Raw genomic sequence first — 19,690 nt, forward strand, 5'->3', positions numbered from 1 at the left:
GCCCGCTTCCTCGAAAGGAAGCGGGCCTTGTGCCGCAGTTACATTTTGCTCTTTCGAGCAATCCCAGCTTGTGCGGATCTGGTTGCGGGGGCAGGATTTGAACCTACGACCTCCGGGTTATGAGCCCGGCGAGCTACCGAACTGCTCCACCCCGCGGCACAAGAGAAAACATTACCAGCGGTCCTAGCGTCGTGCAACTCAGACCCCCACTTCCCCGGAAAACCCGGCGTGTCGGGGGCATGAGGCCCCTGCCGCAGGCTCCTCCGCGGGCCGGCATCAGGGACAAATCTCCTCGATTTCGCGCGAATTCCCGCTGCGGAGTCCGCCATGAGACGCATCCCGGGCGCGTCGCGCCTCGAGCGAGGACCACGCGCTCGCGACGCAGCCCAACCCCGCATCCCAACCCGCCGCCGCCGCCCCGCGTCGTCTGCCCCACCACCGGGCAGAGAGTTGTGGCCTGAGGTCGTCAGGGGACTCCTGAACAGCTCTTGCCCACAACTTCAGCCTCGGGACGCCGGGGAGCGCGGGCACGCAGGCACGCAGGCACGCGGGCACGCGGGCACGTGAGCACGCGGGAGCACCAGCACGCGGGAGCGGGAGCGTGCGCAGGCGCGGACGTCCGGGCACGCAGACGCCAACGGGCGCCACCCTCGAGAGGGTGACGCCCGTCGGCGCGTGCAGCTCGGCGCCTACGTGGTCGGCGTCGGCTCCGGGGAATCGCTCGGCGTCACCGACGTGCCGGACACCTGGCTGTCCGCATCACGGGCACGGTTCAGCGCCTCGGTGAGCCGCTGGTCGGCCTCGGCGGCCGCAACGAGGTCGTTGTTCGCGTACGCGGCCGTCCGATCCTCGAGGGCCTTCTCAGCGTCCGCCAGCGCGGTCGAGAGCTGCTCCTGAGGAGTTCCCGTGCCGCCGCCCGAGGGCGGAGTCGTCGCGGTCGGTGCAGGCGTCGCGGTCGTGTCGTCAGGGACCGAGTCGACGGGCAGGTCGTCGGTAACCTCGACGCCGCCGTCACCGGCATCAGCACCGGCGTCGCCGCCGAAGAGCTCATCGAGCGCCTCGTCGAGCGTCGGCTGGAACGCGATCTTGTCGCCGAACGCGACGAGCACGCGCCTCAGCAGCGGGTAGCTGGTCTCACCGGTCGACTCGACGTAGACAGGCTGCACGTACAGGAACCCTTCGCCGACCGGCACCGTGAGGAGGTTTCCTCGCAGCACCTGCGTCTGACCGCCTCGCTCAAGCAGGTTCAGCTGGTTGGCGACCGTCTCGTTCGAGTTGAAGATGTTCTGCACCTGGCCAGGGCCATTGACGTTGTCGTTCTCGACTCGCAGCAGAGTTATCTTCCCGTATGTATCCGCGACGGTTCCGTCCGTGGATCCCGCGTTGGAGTTGGCGGCGAGATACCCCCTCAGCACGTTCCTCGACTGCGCGTTCGCGTTTGTCAACGGGATGTAGGTGGAGTAGATCGAGAACGCCGACTCCTGACCCGGGAGCTGCATCGTCAGGTAGTACGGAGGCTGTGACGCTTCTCCCCCGGTGGGGTTCTGCGGCAGCTGCCAGGCGTTCGTCTGGTTGTAGAACGTGCTCGCGTCGGTCACGTGGTACCTGGCGAACATCTCGCGCTGCACCTTGAACATGTCCGTGGGGTACCGGATGTGGCTGAGCAGCTCACCCGACATCTCCGACACGTTCTTGAGCGTCGACGGGAAGACCTTCTGCCACGTCTGCAGGATCGGGTCGGTCTCGTCGAACGCGTAGAGCGTGACGCTTCCGTCGTACGCGTCCACGGTCGCTTTCACCGAGTTGCGCATGTAGTTGATGACCTCTGGCGGCAGCGACGACGCTGGGGTGTCCGCGTCCTCGAGCAGGTTCTGCAGGCCGGCGAGCTCGGAGTATGGGTACTTGTTGCTCGTCGTGTAGCCGTCCACGATCCAGGTGAGGCGTCCGTCCACGACCGAGGGGTACGGATCGGAGTCGATCGTCAGGTACGGGGCAGCGGCCTGCACGCGCTCGGCAGGGTCGCGGTCGTAGAGGATCTGCGACTCGTCGTTGACGTACTCGGAGAGCAGGATCTGCTCGGACTGGAACTTGATCGCGTACACGAGGCGGTTGAAGAAGTTCCCGAGGTCGGGGCCGCCTTCACCGGTGAACGTGTTGTACGTCTGCGTTGCGCCGTCGGCGCCGGAGACGTGGTCGAACTCGGCGGGCTGGGAGCCTTCCGGGGCGCCGACGATGGAGTACTCGGGCGAGGACTGCCCGAAGTACACGCGCGGCTCGAAATCGCCGAGCGCGCCTTCGCTGGGCATGCCGCCCTCGATGAAGAGGGGCTGACCGTCGGGTCCACGCTGGTTGCCGTACGCCGTGACGAGGCCGTAGCCGTGCGTGTAGACGATGGTGTTGTTGACCCAGGACTGCGCGTCAGCGCCAAGACCGGCGATGTTGATGTCGCGGACGGAGCCGACGGCATCCTGAACCTGGCCGTCGATCTCGTAGCGGTCGACGTGGAGGCGGTCAGGGAACTGGTAGTACGCACGCTCCTGCTCGAACTGCGCGAAGGTCGGCGAGACGAGCGATGGGTCGAGGATGCGGATATTCGCCGTGGTGTCGGCGTCGTTCCGGAGCTGCCCCTGGCTGACCGTCGTCTCTGCGGCGTAGTTGATCTCCTCGATCTGATCGAGCCCATAGGCGCTTCGGGTCGCATCGATGTTGTTCTGGATATACGGGGTCTCGAGTGCCTGCTCGCTCGGTCCGACCTGGAACTGCTGGACGATCCACGGGTAGACCATGCCGACCACGAGGCCGACGATGACGAGCAGGGCCGTGCCGACGAGCGGCAGACGCCAGCGACCGATGGCCGCGGCGATGAAGAAGAGGACGGCCACGACGATCGCGGCTCCGGCCAGGATGCCCTGACCGGGGATGGTCGCGTTCGCCTCGGTGTAGAGCACACCCGTCCAGCGACCGGAGAGCGTGTTGAGCGCGGCGTATCGGTCGAGCCAGAAGCTGACCGCCTGCACGAGCATGTAGAGACCCGCGAGGATCGCGATGTGCGTGCGGGCGCTCTTGGAGATGACGACCTCGCGACCGGTCACGCGGATTCCGCCGTACAGGTACAGCGTTGCCGCGGTCAGGATCAGCGAGAGGAGCACGACGGCGCTCACGAACGCGACGACGCCTCGGAAGAACGGCAGCTGGAAGATGTAGAACGAGACGTCCAGGTTGAAGACCGGGTCGGTCTCGCCGAACGGAGTGGAGTTCATCCACATCAGCACGGTCTGCCAGGAGGCGATGAGCGCGACGCCGGCGAAGAGGCCGAAGATAGCGGGGACGAAGATCATCGCACCGCGACGGATCGGCTCGATGACCTGCTGGTAGCGGTCGAGCTGCTCGTTGAGCTTGGCGTAGACCGGACGCGCACGGTAGGCGATCTGCAGGTTCGCGTAGAGGGGAACGCCCATGCCGACGAGTCCGATGGCGAACATGATCGCCCCGGCACCCCACTCGGTGAGGAGGACCTCGAGGACGCCGAGCTGGTCGTACCAGAGCACGTCCGCGTATCGGCCAGCGAACCAGAAGAAGACGACGAGGAGCGCCACGACGATCAGCAGTGTGATCGTGAGCGGTCCCATCCGACGTCGGCTGGCGGGTTTCGGACTCTGGGGCTGTTGAGCTGCAGTGCTTGTCACGTCGTACCTGTCATTGCCTGGAGGGGCCGTTTGTTTTCCGAGAAAGGGGAACTAGAGGAGTTTATCTGGCAACTGCCTGGCAAAACTGAGACTGGCGTGGGTCATGAGCCGAGAACCGATTCGCAGGTGCGCAGCGCGCCGGTGTCTCCGCCGTCCCCAACCGTCTGGATGACCTGCTCCGCCTCGTTCAGCGAGGACACGGCGTAGACCGGGATGTCACCGGGGATGCCCCCGTCCAGGACGTCCTTGCAGTTGTCCGCTGGCGCGAGGAAGAGGTCGGCGCCGACCTCCACGGCGGCGTAGAGCTTCTGCGTGATGCCGCCGATGCTGCCGACCGTGCCATCGGGCGACATCGTGCCGGTGCCCGCGATGTGCAGGCCCTGTGTGAGGTCGCCGTCGACGAGCTTGTCGGACACGGCGAGCGCGAAGATGAGCCCCGCGCTCGGTCCGCCGACGTTGCCGAGTTCGATGTCGACATCGATCGGGAACTCGTGCTGGGTGGCGACCGTGACTCCGAGCAGCGGCCGCTCCTCCCCCTCGACGAGTCCCGGGCGTGGCGTGATCGAGAACGTCTTGCTCTCGCCGGCCCGATCCACGACGACGTCGACCGGTCCGAGACTGTCGAGGTCGCCCCCGGATGCCTCGGCCACGGCCGCTGGCAGGCCCTCCGTCGAGTCGACCGGGATCCCACTGACGGATTTGACGATGTCCCCGGGCTCGAGCATGCCCGCCGCAGCCCCGTCCTCCCCGACCGAGACGACCGCCAGCGCAGTTCCGACGTCGTACCCCTCGTTGATGAGCGCTGCGGCGATCGCATCGGCCTCAGAACCCTGCATGAGCGCGGCGTTCTGCGCATCGCGCTGCTCGCCGGTCTCCGCGTCGGCGTAGTACGCCTCGACGGGGAGGACGTCGTTGGATGGCGTGACAAGAGCGATGAAGACCTCGAACCAGTTGGGCAGGTTCTCCGGCCGGCCCCCGACATTCACGGTCATGACGTCGAGCTGCCCGTCAGACGGCTCGAACGTGTCGGCCCCGCCGATCGTGATGACCTCGACCTGCGTCGTGTCCTCCTGCGAGGCCTGCACCGTGCCGAGCGCGTCGAAGACGGGGCCGGGAGAGCGCACGACGTACGGCGCCGGACTGAAGCCGAGGGCGACGAGCAGGAGCATCCCGATGGAGAGGAAGACGAGTCCGACGCGCGCCCGCCTCGAGCCCTCCTCGCTGCGGCGGCGGTTCGCCTCGTGCGCCCTGGCAAACGCCTCTGACTGCTCGCGAACTCGGGCATCCCCCTCTGAGGAGGGTTCGGAGAAGAAGGTCACTGCGCTCGTTTCGATGTCCTGCGGCTATTGTTCGCCCGTGGCGCAAGGCACTCGGCGCATACGCAGTCACGGCGACCCTTCCTTGGAGGGGCCACGAGCTAGCGTAGATCCAAGCGCTGGGAGGTGCGGAATGAGTGATGCACAGGGACCGATTCCCGACGACGGATCCGAAGACGAGCTGCGCAAGCTGCTCCGCGAGCTGCTGAGCGGGCAGGGAGGCTTCGACCCCGCCAAGCTGGCGGGAGTCGCTGGGCTCCCGAACGACCCTGCCGCGGTGCAGGCGCTGCTGGCGCAGCTGCAGGCGGCCGTCGCGAACCCGGGCAACGGACTGGACTGGCAGGTCGCACGCGACCAGGCCCGTCGGGTCGCGCAGCCCAAGAACCGCGAGATCAGCTCCGAGGAGGCCGCCCGATTCGACCAGGCCTTCCGCGTCGCGCAGCTGTGGCTCAGCGAGGCGACCCAGCTCGGGGAGCTCAGCGAGTCGCCAGCGACGCTCACCCGACTCGAGTGGATCACCGGCTCCATCCAGTTCTGGACCTCGCTCTCCGAGCCCGTCGCGACGAGCATCGCCGACGCCCTCATGAACGTGCTCACCGAGCAGACCCCGCCGGAGATGGCGCAGCTGCTCGGCCAGTCGTCCTCGATGATGCGCGGCATAGGCGGCGCGATGTTCGCCGTGCAGCTCGGCCAGGTCGTCGGCAACCTCGCTGAGGAGGTCGTCGCCGGAGGCGACATCGGCGTGCCGGTGCTCGACCACAGCCGTCCCTCGCTCCTGCCGCAGAACATCGACGACTTCGCCGAGGGTCTCGACGTCGACCGCGAGCAGATCGAGCTCTACCTCGCCGTCCGCGAGACAGCCCACGCGAGGCTCTTCCAGCACGCCAAGTGGCTGCGCCTGCACCTCATCTCCTCGATCACGGAGTTCGCGAGAGGGGTGAGCATCGACGTCTCCCGTATGGAGGAGCTCGCGCAGACGCTCGACCCGAGCGACCCGGACGGGATCAGGGCTGCGCTCTCCGAGGGCGCCTTCATCCCGCCCCGCACGGAGCAGCAGGAGGCGGCACTCGCCCGCCTCGAGACCATGCTCGCCCTCATCGAGGGCTGGGTCGACGTCGTCACGGAAGACGCGACAGTGCGGCTGCCGAAGTCGGTCGCACTCGCGGAGACCGTGCGGCGCCGTCGCGCCGTCGGCGGCCCCGCCGAGCGCGCCTTCGCCTCGCTCGTCGGGCTCGAGCTCCGTCCACGCCGCCTCCGCGAGGCCGCCGCCATGTGGCGCGCAGTCTCGGAAGCGCACGGAGCGGCCGCCCGTGACGAGCTCTGGGCCCACTTCGACGCTCTCCCGACGAGCGAGGACATCGACCACCCCGAGGCACTCGTCACGAGGCTCGGATTCGGCGAGCTCCCCGCCGACGAGTACGACGAGGCGCTGACGAAGTTCCTCGACGACCCCTCGGCGTTCGGCGACGCACCGGAGGGTGGCGACACGCCAACGAGCTGATCTCGCGCCTCCGGCAGACCGCAGCCACCGGTCATGGCTGCGGTCCCGGTCCTGGCTCGGCCTCGGCCTCGTCCGACGTGGGCTGTGGAGAACTCCTGCGGGGCTTCGAGCGTTCCAGCAGGATCTCTGCATGGAACTGCGATTGCCACCTGGCGTGCCCCTCGTGTGGCGCTCCCCCACCGAGCTGCAACTGGGCGGCGTGAACGCTCGTGCGGTCATCCGCGACCCGAGCGCGGCCATCGAGCGGCTCATCGAGTCGCTGCGGAGCGGCGGCACGCTCGCGCAGTTCCATGAGCGGGGCGCACGACTCGGACTGAACGGCGACGAGATCGAGGCGTTGCTCGGGCGCGTGCGGGCGCTCCTCGAACCGGTACCCGTCTCGCCGCGCCGGAGGTCCGGGGCGGCCGCACCTCGCGGCAAGGCGCGACCACCCGTCATCCTCGTGCGCGGCACGATCGCCGGCGACGACCTCGCCGGGCACGTCGCGGCGCTCGGCTGCACGGTGCGAAGCGCGCGCGGCGATTACCAGCCCCCGAGACCCGCAGAGATCGGCCTCGTCGTCGACTGCGGAGACTACGTCCTCCCGCCTCGGCGGTACACGCCGCTCATGGCCTGGGATGTGCCGCACCTCGCCGTCGTCGCGGGCGACCTCGACGCGAGCATCGGTCCATTCGTCGTGCCCGGCCGCACCCCCTGCCAACGTTGCGAGGACCTGAACCGACTGGACGCCGATCGCGCCTGGGCTGCCATCGCCACCCAGCTCGCGCTAACGACGCGCGCCCAGCTCCCGCGCCTCACGAGGGAGGTCGTTCGCAGCCTGGTCGTCGACGCGGTGTCGTCGTGGCTTCGCGACGGAACCGCCTCGCGCTATTGCAGTCCGGAGGTCCTGACGATCGACTCGCTCACCGGCGAGGTCCGCCGAACGCCCCGTTCGTTCCACGACGAATGCGGGTGCCGAGCTCTGCCAGGAAGCGAGAAGCCGGCCGCTCCGCGTCGCGCCGACCGCCGTACTGCGCGTGCGTCAGACGCAGACGCTTCCGCGCGCGCGTGACGGCGACGTACAGGAGCCTGCGCTCCTCGTCGAGCTCATCCTGCGTCTCCGCGTACCAGATCGGCAGCAGCCCCTCGCTGACGCCGACGATGGTCACGCTGTCCCATTCGAGGCCCTTCGCGGCGTGGATGCTCGAGAGGGTCACCGCTCGCAGCTCCGGCTCGTACTGCATCTTCGCGCGCTGCTGCAGCTCCGCCGAGAACTCGGCGAGCTTCGTGCCGTGCGGCTGGGCGTCGGCGAGGCGGAGCAGCGCATCCCAGGAGTTCCAGCGGTCGCGCAGGGCGCCGGAATCGGCGGGAGGCTCGTGGGTCCAGCCAAGATCGCGGAGCACGTCGCTCACTACCTGGAACAACGGCCCCGTGGTCTCCTGCATGACGGCGGCACGCAGGGCGCTGAGCGCCTGGCGCACCTCGGGCTGGTCGAAGAAGCGCCGCTGGCCGATGGCCGAGTAGGCGATGCCCGAGTCCTGGAGAGCGCGCTCGATGGCCGCGGCCTGCACGTTCGTCCGGTACAGCACGGCGATGCTCTCGATGGGGATGCCGCCTCGCAGATCCTCGCCGATCCGGTGGACGACACCGCGAGCCTCGTCGTCGTCGTCGTGGAACTGCAGCACCTCGGGCAGGGGCTCGCGCCTGGGCGTCTCGGCCGCCGGCTCGAGCGTGAGCGCGTACGGCACATGCCTGGCGACCTCGTTCGCGACGCCGATGATGGCGGACGAGGAGCGGTAGTTGTCCTCGAGGCGCACGACCCGCGCATCCGGATACCGCTCAGGGAACCCCGTCAGGAAGGAACTCGAGGCGCCGGCGAACGAGTAGATCGTCTGGGCCGCGTCGCCGACGACGCACAGCTCACGACGCGCACCCAGCCACAGCTGCAGCAGCCGCTGCTGCAGCGGCGAGACGTCCTGGTACTCGTCCACGACGAAGAACCGGTACTGCTCGCGCACACGCTGCGTGACCCACGGTTCGAGCTCGAGCATGCCGACGGTGGCCAGCAGCACATCCTCGAAGTCCATCTGCCGACGCTCGTCCTTGATGTCCTCGTAGGCCTGCAGCAGGCCGAGAGCCGCGTCGTCGCTGACCCCCTTCGGCAGCGATCGCGACGACCGCAGCTGGATGGCGTACTCCTCGAGGGACAGCTCACGCACCTTGCGCCACTCGATCTCGGTCGCCATGTCGCGCACGCCGGCAGGATCGAGCCGCAGACCGATGCGCTCCGCGGACTCGGCGATGAGCCTGCCCTTGCCCTTGACGATGGCCGGGGCGGGGCCGCCGACCGTGTGCGGCCAGAAGAAGCCGAGCTGGCTGAGCGCCGCCGCATGGAAGGTGCGTGCCGCGACGCCGGACGCTCCCAGATCTCGGAGTCGCCCACGCAGCTCCCCCGCCGCCTTCGCCGTGAAGGTCAGGGCGAGCACCCGCGAGGGGTCGTACACCCCGGCGCGGATGCCGTACGCGATGCGGTGCGTGATCGTCCGCGTCTTGCCCGTCCCGGCCCCTGCCAGGATGCAGACGGGGCCGACAAGAGCGAGCGCCGCCTCCCGCTGGGCATCGTTGAGCGACGCCAGCAGGCTCACATCCGCCGTCGACGACTGCGCGAGGCTGTCCGCGTCAGTCGAGGTGACCACTGAGCCAGGCGTCGATGATCGCGCGAGCGATGGAGGTGGGACCGGGCAGGCGATCTTCGATGGCCCTGACCTCGTCCCGGGTGAACCACCCCAGCTCGACGATCTCGTCGTTGTCGGGCTCGACGGTGGCCGGATCCTGGTCCGGGTGGAGCTTCGCCGTGAAGCCGACCATGATGCTCGCGGGGAACGGCCAGGGCTGCGAGCCCAAGTACCTCGGCTCGACGACGTGCGCCCGCGCCTCCTCGTAGATCTCCCGCGCGACCGCGGCCTCGAACGACTCCCCCGGTTCGACGAAGCCCGCCAGGAGGGAGAAGCGGCGTGGGTTCCACCTGACGTTCGCGCCGAGCAGGATCCGATCTTCACGATCGAGCACCGCGGCGATGATGGCGGCATCCGTGCGGGGGAAGCTCACGTGCTTCTCACCCTCGGCCTGCCTGACCCAGCCGGCGAGCCCGGCGCTCGTGGCCGAGCCCGTGCGTGGCGAGAAGGCGTGCGAGTCGTGCCAGTTCGTAATGGCGAGAGCCTCGGTGAACAGTCCGCAGTGCACCGCCCCGAGATGAGCGGCGGTCTCCATGAGCCCGGCCCACAGTCGGGCATCCGGTTCGATCGCCGCCGCGAGTGCGTCGTCGACGCTGACCGAGACGACCGAGGTGCCGCGCGGCAGGTCTTCGTCGTCGGCGAGCGTCCTGCCCAGGTACACGGCGTCGGCGACAACCGGCGCGAGGAGCGTCGCGCGCTCGCTGGTCGCGGACAGCAGCTCGAGCTTGGGGCCGTCACCCGCCGACCGCATGAGCGCCTTGCCGCCGTTCAGGACGAGCACACGGGTGGCGCCGTCGGCGAAGAGCGACTGCACGAGGCCGGGTTCGCTGCGGCGCTCGTGGTCGCGATCGGTCTGCTGCTGGGCAAGAGGGAGACGAGACATGAAGTGATTCATAGGCGGATTCATCCTAGGTCGCCTCGAGGCCGTGCGGGCGTGGCACTCACTCAGGCTTCGCCGTGCCTCCTAACCTGGAGCCATGGCTGAGCTCTCGCTGGAACTCGCGGCACTTGCAGTGGCCGCTGTACCCGACCTCGATGTGGCTGCGGCCCTCGAGCACACGTTCGGGGCGCACGGTGACTTCGACGCCGCCCTGCTGACCCTCGCCGACGGCGAGACCGTCATCGCGCGCCGCCCGACCTCGTCGGCTGCGGCACAGGAGCAGCTCGCCGACGTCCGTGCGCTCGCCGTGCTGACGCCTGGGATGCGCAGCAGGCTCCCCTTCCAGGTCTCGGAAGTCCTCGGTCACCTCGCCGAGAAGCGCGAGCGCGTCGCGGTCTACACGTACCTTCGAGGCATTCCGGCCGACCGCGAGCCCCTCGAGCCCGGGACGCTGTTCCTCGTGAGCCTCGGGCGCGCCATCGCGTCCGTCCATTCCCTCCCCAAGGGGCCAGTCGAGGCTGCAGGGATGCCGACGCTCACCGCCTCGGAGGCCAGGCAGGCCGCCGCCCAGACGATCGCGCGAGCGAAGGAGACCGGGCGTCTGCCCGTCACTCTCGATCGCCGCTGGAGCGCGGCCATCGACGACGATTCGCTCTGGCAGTTCCAGCCGACGGTCATCCACGGGGCGCTCGGCCTGTCCTCGATCATCACCGACGGCAACCAGGTGAGGGGGGTGCTCGGCTGGAGCGACCTCCGCGTCGGTGACCCCGCTCGAGACCTGCACTGGATCTCGTCGCTGGACGGGGCGATCGCGAGGGGCATCCTCGACGAGTACACGGACGAGGCGCCGGGAACGGTGGACCGGCAGCTGCGGCAGCGGGCCCTCCTCTACGCGGAGCTGGAGCTCGCTCGCTGGCTGCTGCACGGGGTCGAGGCCGGTGACGCGGACATCATCTCGGACGCCGAGGGGATGCTCGACTCGCTCGTCGACCGCATCCACCGGGCCCCCGCGCAGCCGCTGGTGCACGAGACGCTGCCCGTGCTCGACATCGCCGAGGTGCAGGAGCTGCTCAAGGAAGCCGCCGGAAGGCGTCCGGCTCATCAGCCCGACGCGCACGACACCGGGAGCGGCGTGCTCCCCGGTCTGGTGCACGAGTCGCCGTCCGGTGCCCCGTCGGGAGTGCATCCCGATGACAGTCCGGACGTCGACGTGGATCACGCCGCCGAGGATGACCTCGACGACGACACCCCGCCGAACGACTTCATGCGGACGGACTCGCTGCGCTGAGGGCTGCCTCGGCTTCCGCCAGCAGCCGTTCGAGCTCTGCTCGCCCGGTGACCTCAGGGACTCGGATCTCCTCGCCCTCTCGGACGTAGACGAGCACGGCGTCGATGCGCTCGGGCGGCACCCCCGTGTGCTCGGAGTAGGCCAGCGTGTAGAGCGCGAGCTGCAGCTGGCGCTCCCAGCGTGCGCTGTCGCCGCTCGGAACCCTGCCCGTCTTCCAGTCGACGACCTCGATGCGTCCCTCGTGTTCGAAGACCGCGTCGATCTTGCAGACGACGGTCCGATCGCCGAGTCTGAACTCGATCGTCTGCTCCACGAGGACGGGGGTCCGGTGCGGCCATGGGGTCTCGAGGAACGCCTCCTGCAGGCGTTCGAGCTCAGCGAAGTCGGCGTTCGAGGCGTCGGCGAGGCTGTTCAGCGCGCCGTCTTCCGTGCCGAAGATCTCCGCCATGCCGAGGAGGTCCCCTCCCGCGTTGGGGGCCGCGTAGTGGGCCTCGACCCAGGCGTGGAACATGGTGCCGATGCGGGTCTGCCTGAAGGGCTTCTGCGGCATCGGCCGGCGCAGCTGAGCCGCGATCTCCGCCGGGTCGGTGACGAGATCCTTGAACTTCGATGCGGCGAAGCGCGCAGGGAGCTCGACGCTCATCACGGTGCTGCGCTCGGCGCGTTCGCGGAGCAGCAGCTCGATGCGCCTCGCGAGCGCTCCGCCTGGTGCGGCCTGGGTGTCCCGGGCGTGGGCGACGGCCTGTGCGAGCTCGGTCACCCGCTCGTGACGCTCCGGGCTGAAGGGGGCATGGGGCCAGGCCACGCTGTCGGCGGCGAGTGATGCCGGCGCCTCGTCGAGGGTGTTCTCCGGTGGGGTGTCGATGATGCCGGCTTCAGCCAGCTCGTCGACGAACACCGAGACCTTGCGGGCGGTCTTGTGGATGGCGCTCCAGTACGAGCCGGCGATGAGCAGCTCGTGCCGGGCGCGGGTGTAGGCGACGTAGGCGAGTCGGCGTTCCTCGTCGTCGTTGCGCTCCTTGATGCGCTCCTTGAGGTCGACCATCAGGTCGCCGAGTTCCTTCTGCGTCTCAGCGTCTCGCCACGGGAGCTCCGGACGGTCGTGCGCGTCGAGGAGGAGCTCGTAGGGGATGACGCCGCGTCGGATCCAGCCGAGCCCGTCTCTCGAGGTGCTCGGCATCTCCCCCTCCACGCTGCGGGGAACTGCGACGAAGTCCCATTCGAGCCCCTTGGAGCCGTGGATGCTCAGCAGCTGGACCACGCCGGGCTCGGCCTGCTCTTGCACCGGCGCGAGCGAGTCGTCGCCTGCGGCGATCTCCACCCAGTCGAGGAACGCGCCGAGGTCGGCATCCGGTTCGGCGGAGGAGAATGCGGCCGCCGCTTCGGCGAAGGCGTCGAGGTTGCCGACTCTTGCGATGTTGCCGGGGTTCGCGGTGACCTCGAGATCGAGGCCCATGAGCGCGATCGTGGCGTCGACGAAGCTCGTGATGGGGAGTCCTGAGTTCCGGCGGAGCTCGGCGATCAGCTCGCTGACGGCAGGGATGCGCTGTCGGGCGCCGGGGCTGAGACCGGCCAGCCAGGTGTCGGGCTCGGTTCGGCGAGCTTCCGAGGCGATCCGGGACGCGAGGAAGTCGAGGGCCTCCTGCAGGGGCACCTCGTCGTCGCCCGTCGCGAGCTCGCGTTTGCTTGCCCGCACCTCGTCAGCCAGAGACGCCATGGTGACGTCGCGGTTGGCGAGGCTGCGCGAGACGTCGTGGATCGCCTTGACGTCGGCGAGGCCGAACTGGAATCTCGCGCCGACGAGCAGGCGGATGAGCTCGTTGCCTGCGGTTGAGTCGTGCGCGACGCGCATGGCGCAGCGGAGGTCGACGACCTCCGGGGCCGAGAGCAGCCCGCCGAGGCCGATGACCCGGTTGGGCACGCCCGCGCGCGTCAGCGCGGCGGAGAAGAGCGGGAGGAGCTTCCGCGCGCGCAGGAGCACGGCGCCGGACGGCGGTCTGGCATCGACGTGGGTGTCGCCGTCGGCGTCGCCGTCGACGACGATCCGCTTTCGCATCCAGGTCGCGACGGCGGCCGCCTCGTCGTCGAGCGTCTCGGGGAAGGCAAGCGAGACCCGCCCCTCGCCTGCCCCTGGCCGGGTGCCGAGCTGCGTGACACCGGGGTCGCTGGCCTCCGGCAGCCGTGCGGCGACCTGGTTCGCCGAGTCGAGGATCCTGGCGTCGTTGCGCCAGGAGATCGAGAGCTGGAACGTGGGTTCCTCATCGGGCGGCACGATGCGAGACCTGAAGTCGCCATGGAATCGACGCATGTTGCCCGGGCTGGCTCCACGCCAGCCGTAGATGGACTGCTTGGGGTCGCCGACGGCGAGCACGGGGTGGTCGCCGAAGATCGTGCCGAGCAGACGCGTCTGGCCGACGCTCGTGTCCTGGTACTCGTCGAGGATGACGAAGCGGTGCCTGGCCCGCAGCTCCTCGACGACGGCCGGCGTGCTCGAGCAGATCTCTGCCGCGAAGGTGACCTGGTCGGAGAACTCGATGAGCCCCCGCTTGCGCTTCTCGAGCTGGTAGCGCTCAGCCAGCCCGACGAAGATCGGCAGCTCATCCAGGGTCGCCACGGCGTCGACCACCGGCTTCAACGGCGTGTTCGCCGTGCCCCGACCGGGGAGCTCGGCAACCCTCCGGAAGTCCTCGACGAAGGACTCGCAGGCCGCGGCAGAGAGTTGGTTGTCGCGCATCGCACGTGCGACGCCGAGAGCGAGCCTCGTGATGGCTCCGAGCTGCAGGTCGAGCGAGCTGAGCCTGGTGTCGTCGCTTGCCAGCACGACACTGCGCATGAGCGCGAAGGCGGTCATCTCGTCGACGATGCGGGCATCCGGCTCCTGCCCGATGAGCAGCGCGTTCTCGGAGAACACCCGGTTGGCGAACGAGTTGTAGGTCGAGACCTCCGGGGACGCGAACTCGTCTCCTCCGACGAGCCCCTCGCTGCGGAGCCGGGCGAGGGCGAGCTGCACGCGTTCGCGGAGTTCTCCTGCGGCCTTCCGAGTGAACGTGAGGCCGAGGATCTCGGTGGGATGCACGCCCTGCGCAGCGACGAGCCAGACGATGCGCTGCACCATGGTCTGCGTCTTGCCGCTTCCGGCACCTGCCATGACGAGGCTCGGAACCGGGGGCGCCTCGATGACGAGACGCTGCTCGGGCGTCGGCTCGAGCATGCGGGACGGATCGTTGTCGGCGAGCGCCAACGCGATGTCGCCGTGCGTGACGGCTCCCATGGGCCAGGTGTGCGTCATTCGGTGACCTCCGATGCGGCGTGCAGCGCGCACGCTCGTCCGCCACCGAACGAGCCGAGGCAGTGCGACTCGAGGTGGGCCTGGTAGTGGGCGTCTGCGAGCTCATCCGAGCTGGAGCCGGACCCGAGGGGCTCCGGGATGCCGATCATGCCGAGGGCGACCGAGCGGACTCGTTCGAAGAACTCGGCCGTGGCCTCGTCGTCGAACGGCTGCTGCGTGCGTTCGCTCCACTCGAGCTTCTTCGTGGGCTTCGCCAGGAAGACGAGCTTGGCCTCGTGCACCGGTGCCGCCGGAATCTGCGTTCCACGGTCGCTGCGCGGAGGGAGTTCGACGGCTTGGACAGGACGCTCGACGGGGTCGCTCACGGCGCCCGAGGTGAGCGCGATCTGGTACGCGGCGAGCTGCGCGTTGGACGACATGGAGTCGTTCGACGGCATGGATCTGCCGGTCTTGAAGTCGACGACGTCGACCGAGCCAGCCGCCGTGCTCTCGATGCGGTCGATCTTGCCGCGCAGGGTGATCTTGGCGGTGTCCTCGCCTTCGACCCGGACTTCGACGGAGAAGGCTCGCTCGGCGCCGAGGAGCGTCCCTCCCCCGAGCGAGACCCGGTGCAGGTAGGCGGAGAGGTTCCGCACGAGCTCGTCGACCTTGGCTCGAACGGCGGTCTCCTGCCAGGGGGCGTCGAAATCGCTCGACCGCAGCCTCGCCTGCGCGAATGCTGTGCGCGCTTCGAGGTCTGGGAACTCGAATTCGGCCGCAGCGTGCACGATGTTGCCGACGTTCATGCTCTCGCTTGTGCTCCCACCCCCGTGGGAGCTGACGAACCAGTTGACGCCGCAGTCCTCGAAGCTCTCGATATTGGATGGAGAGACGGGGATGTTCGCCTCTGGGTCGCTCGGGTCGTGCAGTGGCTTGCCCGTGGTGGACCCCGCGAGGCCGTACCACTCGGAGGGCGCCGCGCCGGGCACCCCCTCCTGCGCGAGCGTTGCGAGGCCAGCGGCCGCTGACCGGTCGACGCCTTCCAGCATCGCCGTGCGACGCAGCTCCCCCACGATCGCGCGGAGCGTCAGCGCGCCCTCGGCGGCGGTCTCGGCTGCCGCGGGGATTACTGGCCAGGTGCGGGGTGTGAGCAGGAAGAACGGGGAGGGCGCGCTGTCCTCGCTCTCCTCGGCCGTCAGGAGGAGCCACTCGGAGGACCTGGAGACGGCCTGCGCGAACATCCGTCGCTCGTCGTGCAGCACCTCGAGTCGACGGTCGACGAGGTCGCGGGTCGTGTCGATGCCCCGTTCGAGCTCCGCGAGCTGTCCGGCGCCGAGGAGTGAATCGCGAAGACGGAGGTTGGGCCAGACGCCGTCGGAGAGGCCTGCGACGACGACGACCCTGAACTCCCGCCCGAGCACAGCCGCCGGCGTGGTGACGGTCACCGTGCCACCGTGCGTGCGGCTCGCCAGCGAGTCCGCCGTGACCTCGCTTCCCGTCCACTGCTCGAGGAAGTCGCGGATGCTGGCGTCAGGCTGCCGCTCCACGAATCTCTTGCCGACGTCGAAGAGCGTGACGAGTGCGTCGAGGTGCGCGCTGAGCTGCTCGGCGCGGGGCCCGGAGCCGAGCGCCAGCTCGCGCCAGGACTTGGCGAGGCCGAGACGCTCCCACACGGCGAAGAGCACCTCGTCGGCTGCGATGCTGCGCTGCTGCCCGTTCGCGGCCGCGATCTCACCTGACACCGCACGCAGGAGGGCCCCCAGCTGCTGGAGGGCGCGCGTGGCGCTTCGGCCGGTTGCAGAACCGCCAGTCGCGAGTAGGCGCTCGAACGTCGCGGAGGCGGGGGCATCCGGGTCGGTCAGGAGGCGCAGCCCTGCGACGCGGGATACGGCTTCGACGAGGAGGTCGTCGGCCGGCCGGTTCCCACCGGCGGCGATCTCGTCGAGGCGCAGTGCGCGCCGGACCCGCCGCAGCTGCACGGGGTCGATCGCGAAGACCGGCGAGGCGGCGAGCTCCGAGATCGCCTCCGCCGTGAGCTCCTGAGCACCGCTGGCGATGGCGGCGAGTCGGACGACGGCCTGCACGGCGCGGTCGCTTGCCGCAGGGAGCGCCTGAGAGGAACTCGTGGGCACCTCGAGCTTCGCGAGCTGACGACGAAGCGACTCGATGCTCCCGCCTCGACGCGTGATGACGGCCATCTCGTCCCACGGCACGCCGTGCAGCAGGTGCAGTTCACGGAGGTAGTCGGCGATGCCCCGGCACTCGGCAGCGGACGATGGGGCCGAGAGACGAGCCACCGCCGGAGGGGCGGACTCCGGCGGCCCGCCGACTCGGGGTGTCTCGGCTGCCCGGTGCCGCAGCTCCCGCTGCACGCCGATGCCCTCGGTGACCCCCCGCACGAATGCACGGAGCTCGGCGCCGCCACGGTGGGCCGTGCCGAGCACGAGCCTCAGCGGCTCTTCGAGCGAGCCGCGTGTCTCTCCCCGCCAGTCGGCAGCCAGTTCGGGACGCGAACCGCGGAACCCTCCCGTGGTGATGTCGGGGTCGCCGAAGGCGACGACGCGCACCCCGCGCAGCGCGAAGGCGGCGAGCAGCCGCCTTCCCGACTCGGTGAACTCCTGGACGTCGTCGACGAGGAGCAGCTTGAGCTCAGAGAAGGCGTCGAGCCGCTCAGCCGCGTGGACGATGCTGACGGCCTCGAGCACGATGCCAGGCGTGTCGAACGCATTCGGCTTCGCCTGCGCGATGCTCTCGCGGAATTGGCGGGCCAAGGCCGATGCTCCCGACCACACGGGCCTCAGGTGCGCGAGTTCCTCGAGTCGCTCTGGGGTCACGTCGTACTCGGACATCGCCGCCAGGAGGTCGCGGACCTCTGCTCGGAAGCCGCGGAGGCCGATGGTCTCGACGCTGACGGGCGGCGCCCACTCGATGGGTGCCGCGTGCAGCTGCTCGTGGCCGGTCGCGGAACGCGCCTCGAGATCGCTCTGGATGAGCTCGGCGAGGATCGTGTCCTCATCGGCCCCCGTGAAGAGCTGCGGCGCCTGCAGGCCCTGCCTCGCGCGGTCCGCGCGCACGATCTCGAACGCGACGGACTCGGGCGTGCGCGCCATCGCCCCGGGAGTGCTGACCGAGAGCCGTTCGCCGATGACCTCCCGGAGCCGCGCGGCACTGCGGCGGTCTGGCGTCAGCGCGAGCACCTCCGCGGTGGAGAGCCCGTCCGAGAGAACTCGCTTCGCGAGCAGTTCGACGAGGGTCGTCGTCTTGCCGGAGCCCGGCGCGCCGACGACGCTGACATGCGAGCGCATCGAGGCCTCGAGCACAGCCCGCTGTGCGGCGTCAAGGGGCACGGCGTCGAATGCGGCGCTTGAAGTCATGCAGTCACGGTATCTCGGGCCACCGACATCGACGGTTGCGCACGGGATGTCACGGCGCGATGGGCGCGCTGTTGCGCCCACGGCGAAAGGCGCCGTCAATGTGCGCGCGCCAGGCAGGCTGCCGGTAGCCTTGCCAGACACCCGTTCGCATTCGAAAGGCGCCAAGTGGAAGTTCGCATCGGCATCAAGCACGCCCCACGAGAGCTCTCGTTCGAGACCGACCTCACCAAGGATGACTTCGAGCGCATCATCGAAGAGGCAGTCGCGAAGGACGCAGCGATCGTGAAGCTGCACGACTCGAAGTCACGCTCGTACCTCGTCTCCACCCAGAGCATCCTCTACGTGGAGCTCTCGGGCGACCAGGCCCGTCGCGTCGGCTTCATCGCCTAGCCTCGGCCATGGAACTCATGTTCGCGGGCCTCGCGGGGATCCTCCTCGGCATCGCCGTGCAGTTCGCGGCACCGCACCGATCGACGCGCGGCCCCGTGCTGCTCCCGGCGCTCGGCGGCATCGTCGCCCTCGTCGTCTGGCAGGCGCTGACGTGGCTCCAGGCCTCCGCCCCGTGGCTCGCCTACGACGGCGGCTGGATCTGGGTCATCACCCTCGCGGTCGCGGCGATCGCCACGGTGTCCGTCGGGTGGTCGCTCAGCAGCCGTCGCCAGCATGACGACGACGATCTCCTGCACCGGCTGAGCCACCTCGGCCGCGCGCAGAGCGCCTAGCCACGCGAGCGCACTCGACTCGAACACCCCGAAGGCCCCCGCCACTCGGAACGCTCATCGGAGCGGTCGAGGACGGGGGCCTTCGTCGTGGGCTGCGGGCGCGGCGATACCGCCGCGCGCTTCCTGGATCGCGGGCTCCTAGGCCGCGAGCCCGAGCGTGTTCATGCGGCGCGAGTGGCCGGCGTAGAGCACCGAGGCCAGCTTCTCGAGCTGCGCTTCCCCGTCGGGGATCAAGGCGTCTCCGCTCGAGCCGAGGGGAACGTCGAGCGCGAGCCGGATCGCGAGCACCGTGTCTCCGACGATGCGCCGTCCCCACATCGCCAGGCGGTCGCCGAGACCGTCCTCGAAGTGGATCGCTGCATCGATGACGGGAACCAGCTGGTCGCGCTCCTCGTCGGTGAGGAACACCGGCGCAAGCGCCGCCCGGTAGCTCTCGCCGCCGTACTCGGCGACCTCTCCGAAGAAGTCGCGGAAGAAGCCGGACGAGAGATGGCAGCTGAGGAGCCGCTGCGCCCAGTCGTGGCCGAGGACACGCTCTGGATAGCCGGCGAAGTGCGTGGCCGCATCGCCGATGCGCGCGATCGCGTCGGGAGCCGCGGCGGCTTCCGCCCCGCCCAGCAGGGCCCTGTGGCGTTCGAGCGCCGCGTTCGCCGCAGCGCCGATGTGCTGCTTGTTGGCAAGGGCGGGGGCTTCATTCACGATGGCAGAAAGCTCTTGGAAGAGGAGCAGCTCGAGGTAGGCTGCGCGCGCCACGAGCACGTCGGCGGGAACCAGCAGGTCGCCGAGCGACGTCGCTGGCCTCGGCGCGGATGCTGGGGCTGCGTCGTCCTGGGATCGGTCTCCGCCGCGCCTTCCGAATACTGGCTTCACACGCTCATCCTATGTGCCAGAGAAGTTCCCTTCGTCGCAGGTCCGTGCAGACCGTTTCCGGGCGAACAACG

The 19,690-nt window shown here is 69.4% G+C and carries 11 protein-coding genes and 1 tRNA gene; 4 read left to right on the plus strand and 8 right to left on the minus strand.

Going from position 1 to position 19,690, the window contains the following annotated elements; all coding sequences use genetic code 11:
* Positions 1-79 precede the first annotated feature (79 nt).
* From ITJ61_RS05765 to ITJ61_RS20230, 3 genes are all read right to left on the minus strand, one after another.
* A tRNA-Met gene (locus ITJ61_RS05765) sits at positions 80-156 on the minus strand.
* Between the two features lie 533 nt (positions 157-689).
* On the minus strand, positions 690-3,629 hold the full coding sequence (locus tag ITJ61_RS05770; RefSeq protein ID WP_181057785.1) for a UPF0182 family protein: 2,940 nt from the start codon (positions 3,627-3,629) through the stop codon (positions 690-692).
* A gap of 158 nt (positions 3,630-3,787) precedes the next feature.
* Positions 3,788-5,005: a PDZ domain-containing protein gene (locus ITJ61_RS20230; protein WP_104241582.1), complete on the minus strand. Its 1,218-nt coding sequence runs from the start codon at positions 5,003-5,005 to the stop codon at positions 3,788-3,790.
* Positions 5,006-5,135: 130 nt separating this feature from the next.
* On the opposite strand from ITJ61_RS20230, the gene ITJ61_RS05780 reads away from it, so the two are divergent.
* Positions 5,136-6,503, plus strand: a complete 1,368-nt coding sequence (locus ITJ61_RS05780) for a zinc-dependent metalloprotease (RefSeq protein WP_194685753.1) — start codon at positions 5,136-5,138, stop codon at positions 6,501-6,503.
* Positions 6,504-7,405: 902 nt separating this feature from the next.
* Here ITJ61_RS05780 and ITJ61_RS05785 read toward each other — a convergent pair.
* Both ITJ61_RS05785 and nudC read right to left on the minus strand, forming a co-directional pair.
* Positions 7,406-9,178 (minus strand): ATP-dependent helicase, encoded by a 1,773-nt coding sequence (locus ITJ61_RS05785; protein ID WP_323744302.1) that lies wholly within the window; start codon positions 9,176-9,178, stop codon positions 7,406-7,408.
* Positions 9,162-10,100, minus strand: coding sequence for an NAD(+) diphosphatase (gene nudC / locus ITJ61_RS05790; protein ID WP_228496606.1), 939 nt, complete (start codon positions 10,098-10,100; stop codon positions 9,162-9,164). Before nudC ends, ITJ61_RS05785 begins: the two co-directional genes overlap by 17 nt.
* A 94-nt stretch (positions 10,101-10,194) precedes the next feature.
* Between nudC and ITJ61_RS05795 the strand changes: the two genes are divergently transcribed.
* Positions 10,195-11,385, plus strand: a complete 1,191-nt coding sequence (locus tag ITJ61_RS05795; RefSeq protein WP_104298563.1) for a phosphotransferase — start codon at positions 10,195-10,197, stop codon at positions 11,383-11,385.
* Here ITJ61_RS05795 and ITJ61_RS05800 read toward each other — a convergent pair.
* Together ITJ61_RS05800 and ITJ61_RS05805 are read right to left on the minus strand one after the other, a co-directional pair.
* Positions 11,360-14,674 (minus strand): ATP-dependent helicase, encoded by a 3,315-nt coding sequence (locus tag ITJ61_RS05800; protein WP_194685754.1) that lies wholly within the window; start codon positions 14,672-14,674, stop codon positions 11,360-11,362. The two genes, ITJ61_RS05795 and ITJ61_RS05800, sit on opposite strands and share 26 nt — an antisense overlap.
* On the minus strand, positions 14,671-18,027 hold the full coding sequence (locus tag ITJ61_RS05805; RefSeq protein WP_194685755.1) for a UrvD/REP family ATP-dependent DNA helicase: 3,357 nt from the start codon (positions 18,025-18,027) through the stop codon (positions 14,671-14,673). The genes ITJ61_RS05800 and ITJ61_RS05805 overlap by 4 nt, the downstream gene beginning before the upstream one ends.
* 165 nt (positions 18,028-18,192) lie before the next feature.
* On the opposite strand from ITJ61_RS05805, the gene ITJ61_RS05810 reads away from it, so the two are divergent.
* Complete coding sequence (locus ITJ61_RS05810; RefSeq protein WP_104241588.1) at positions 18,193-18,417, plus strand: DUF3107 domain-containing protein; 225 nt, start codon at positions 18,193-18,195, stop codon at positions 18,415-18,417.
* 8 nt (positions 18,418-18,425) lie between these two features.
* Positions 18,426-18,749, plus strand: a complete 324-nt coding sequence (locus ITJ61_RS05815; protein ID WP_146080979.1) for a hypothetical protein — start codon at positions 18,426-18,428, stop codon at positions 18,747-18,749.
* Between the two features lie 138 nt (positions 18,750-18,887).
* Here ITJ61_RS05815 and ITJ61_RS05820 read toward each other — a convergent pair whose 3' ends face one another.
* Positions 18,888-19,619, minus strand: coding sequence for a ferritin-like fold-containing protein (locus tag ITJ61_RS05820; RefSeq protein WP_104241590.1), 732 nt, complete (start codon positions 19,617-19,619; stop codon positions 18,888-18,890).
* Positions 19,620-19,690 lie beyond the last annotated feature (71 nt).

It is taken from the genome of Pseudoclavibacter sp. VKM Ac-2888 (assembly GCF_015351285.1).
In the GTDB taxonomy this organism is placed as follows: Bacteria; Actinomycetota; Actinomycetes; order Actinomycetales; family Microbacteriaceae; genus Pseudoclavibacter.

Bases quoted from the DNA above. Each gene is read 5' to 3' on its own strand.
- ITJ61_RS05805 (WP_194685755.1), bottom strand. From the start codon at position 18,027: ATGACTTCAAGCGCCGCATTCGACGCCGTGCCCCTTGACGCCGCACAG.
- ITJ61_RS05800 (WP_194685754.1), bottom strand. From the start codon at position 14,674: ATGACGCACACCTGGCCCATGGGAGCCGTCACGCACGGCGACATCGCG.
- nudC (WP_228496606.1), bottom strand. From the start codon at position 10,100: ATGTCTCGTCTCCCTCTTGCCCAGCAGCAGACCGATCGCGACCACGAG.
- ITJ61_RS05815 (WP_146080979.1), top strand. From the start codon at position 18,426: ATGGAACTCATGTTCGCGGGCCTCGCGGGGATCCTCCTCGGCATCGCC.
- ITJ61_RS05780 (WP_194685753.1), top strand. From the start codon at position 5,136: ATGAGTGATGCACAGGGACCGATTCCCGACGACGGATCCGAAGACGAG.
- ITJ61_RS05770 (WP_181057785.1), bottom strand. From the start codon at position 3,629: ATGGGACCGCTCACGATCACACTGCTGATCGTCGTGGCGCTCCTCGTC.
- ITJ61_RS05795 (WP_104298563.1), top strand. From the start codon at position 10,195: ATGGCTGAGCTCTCGCTGGAACTCGCGGCACTTGCAGTGGCCGCTGTA.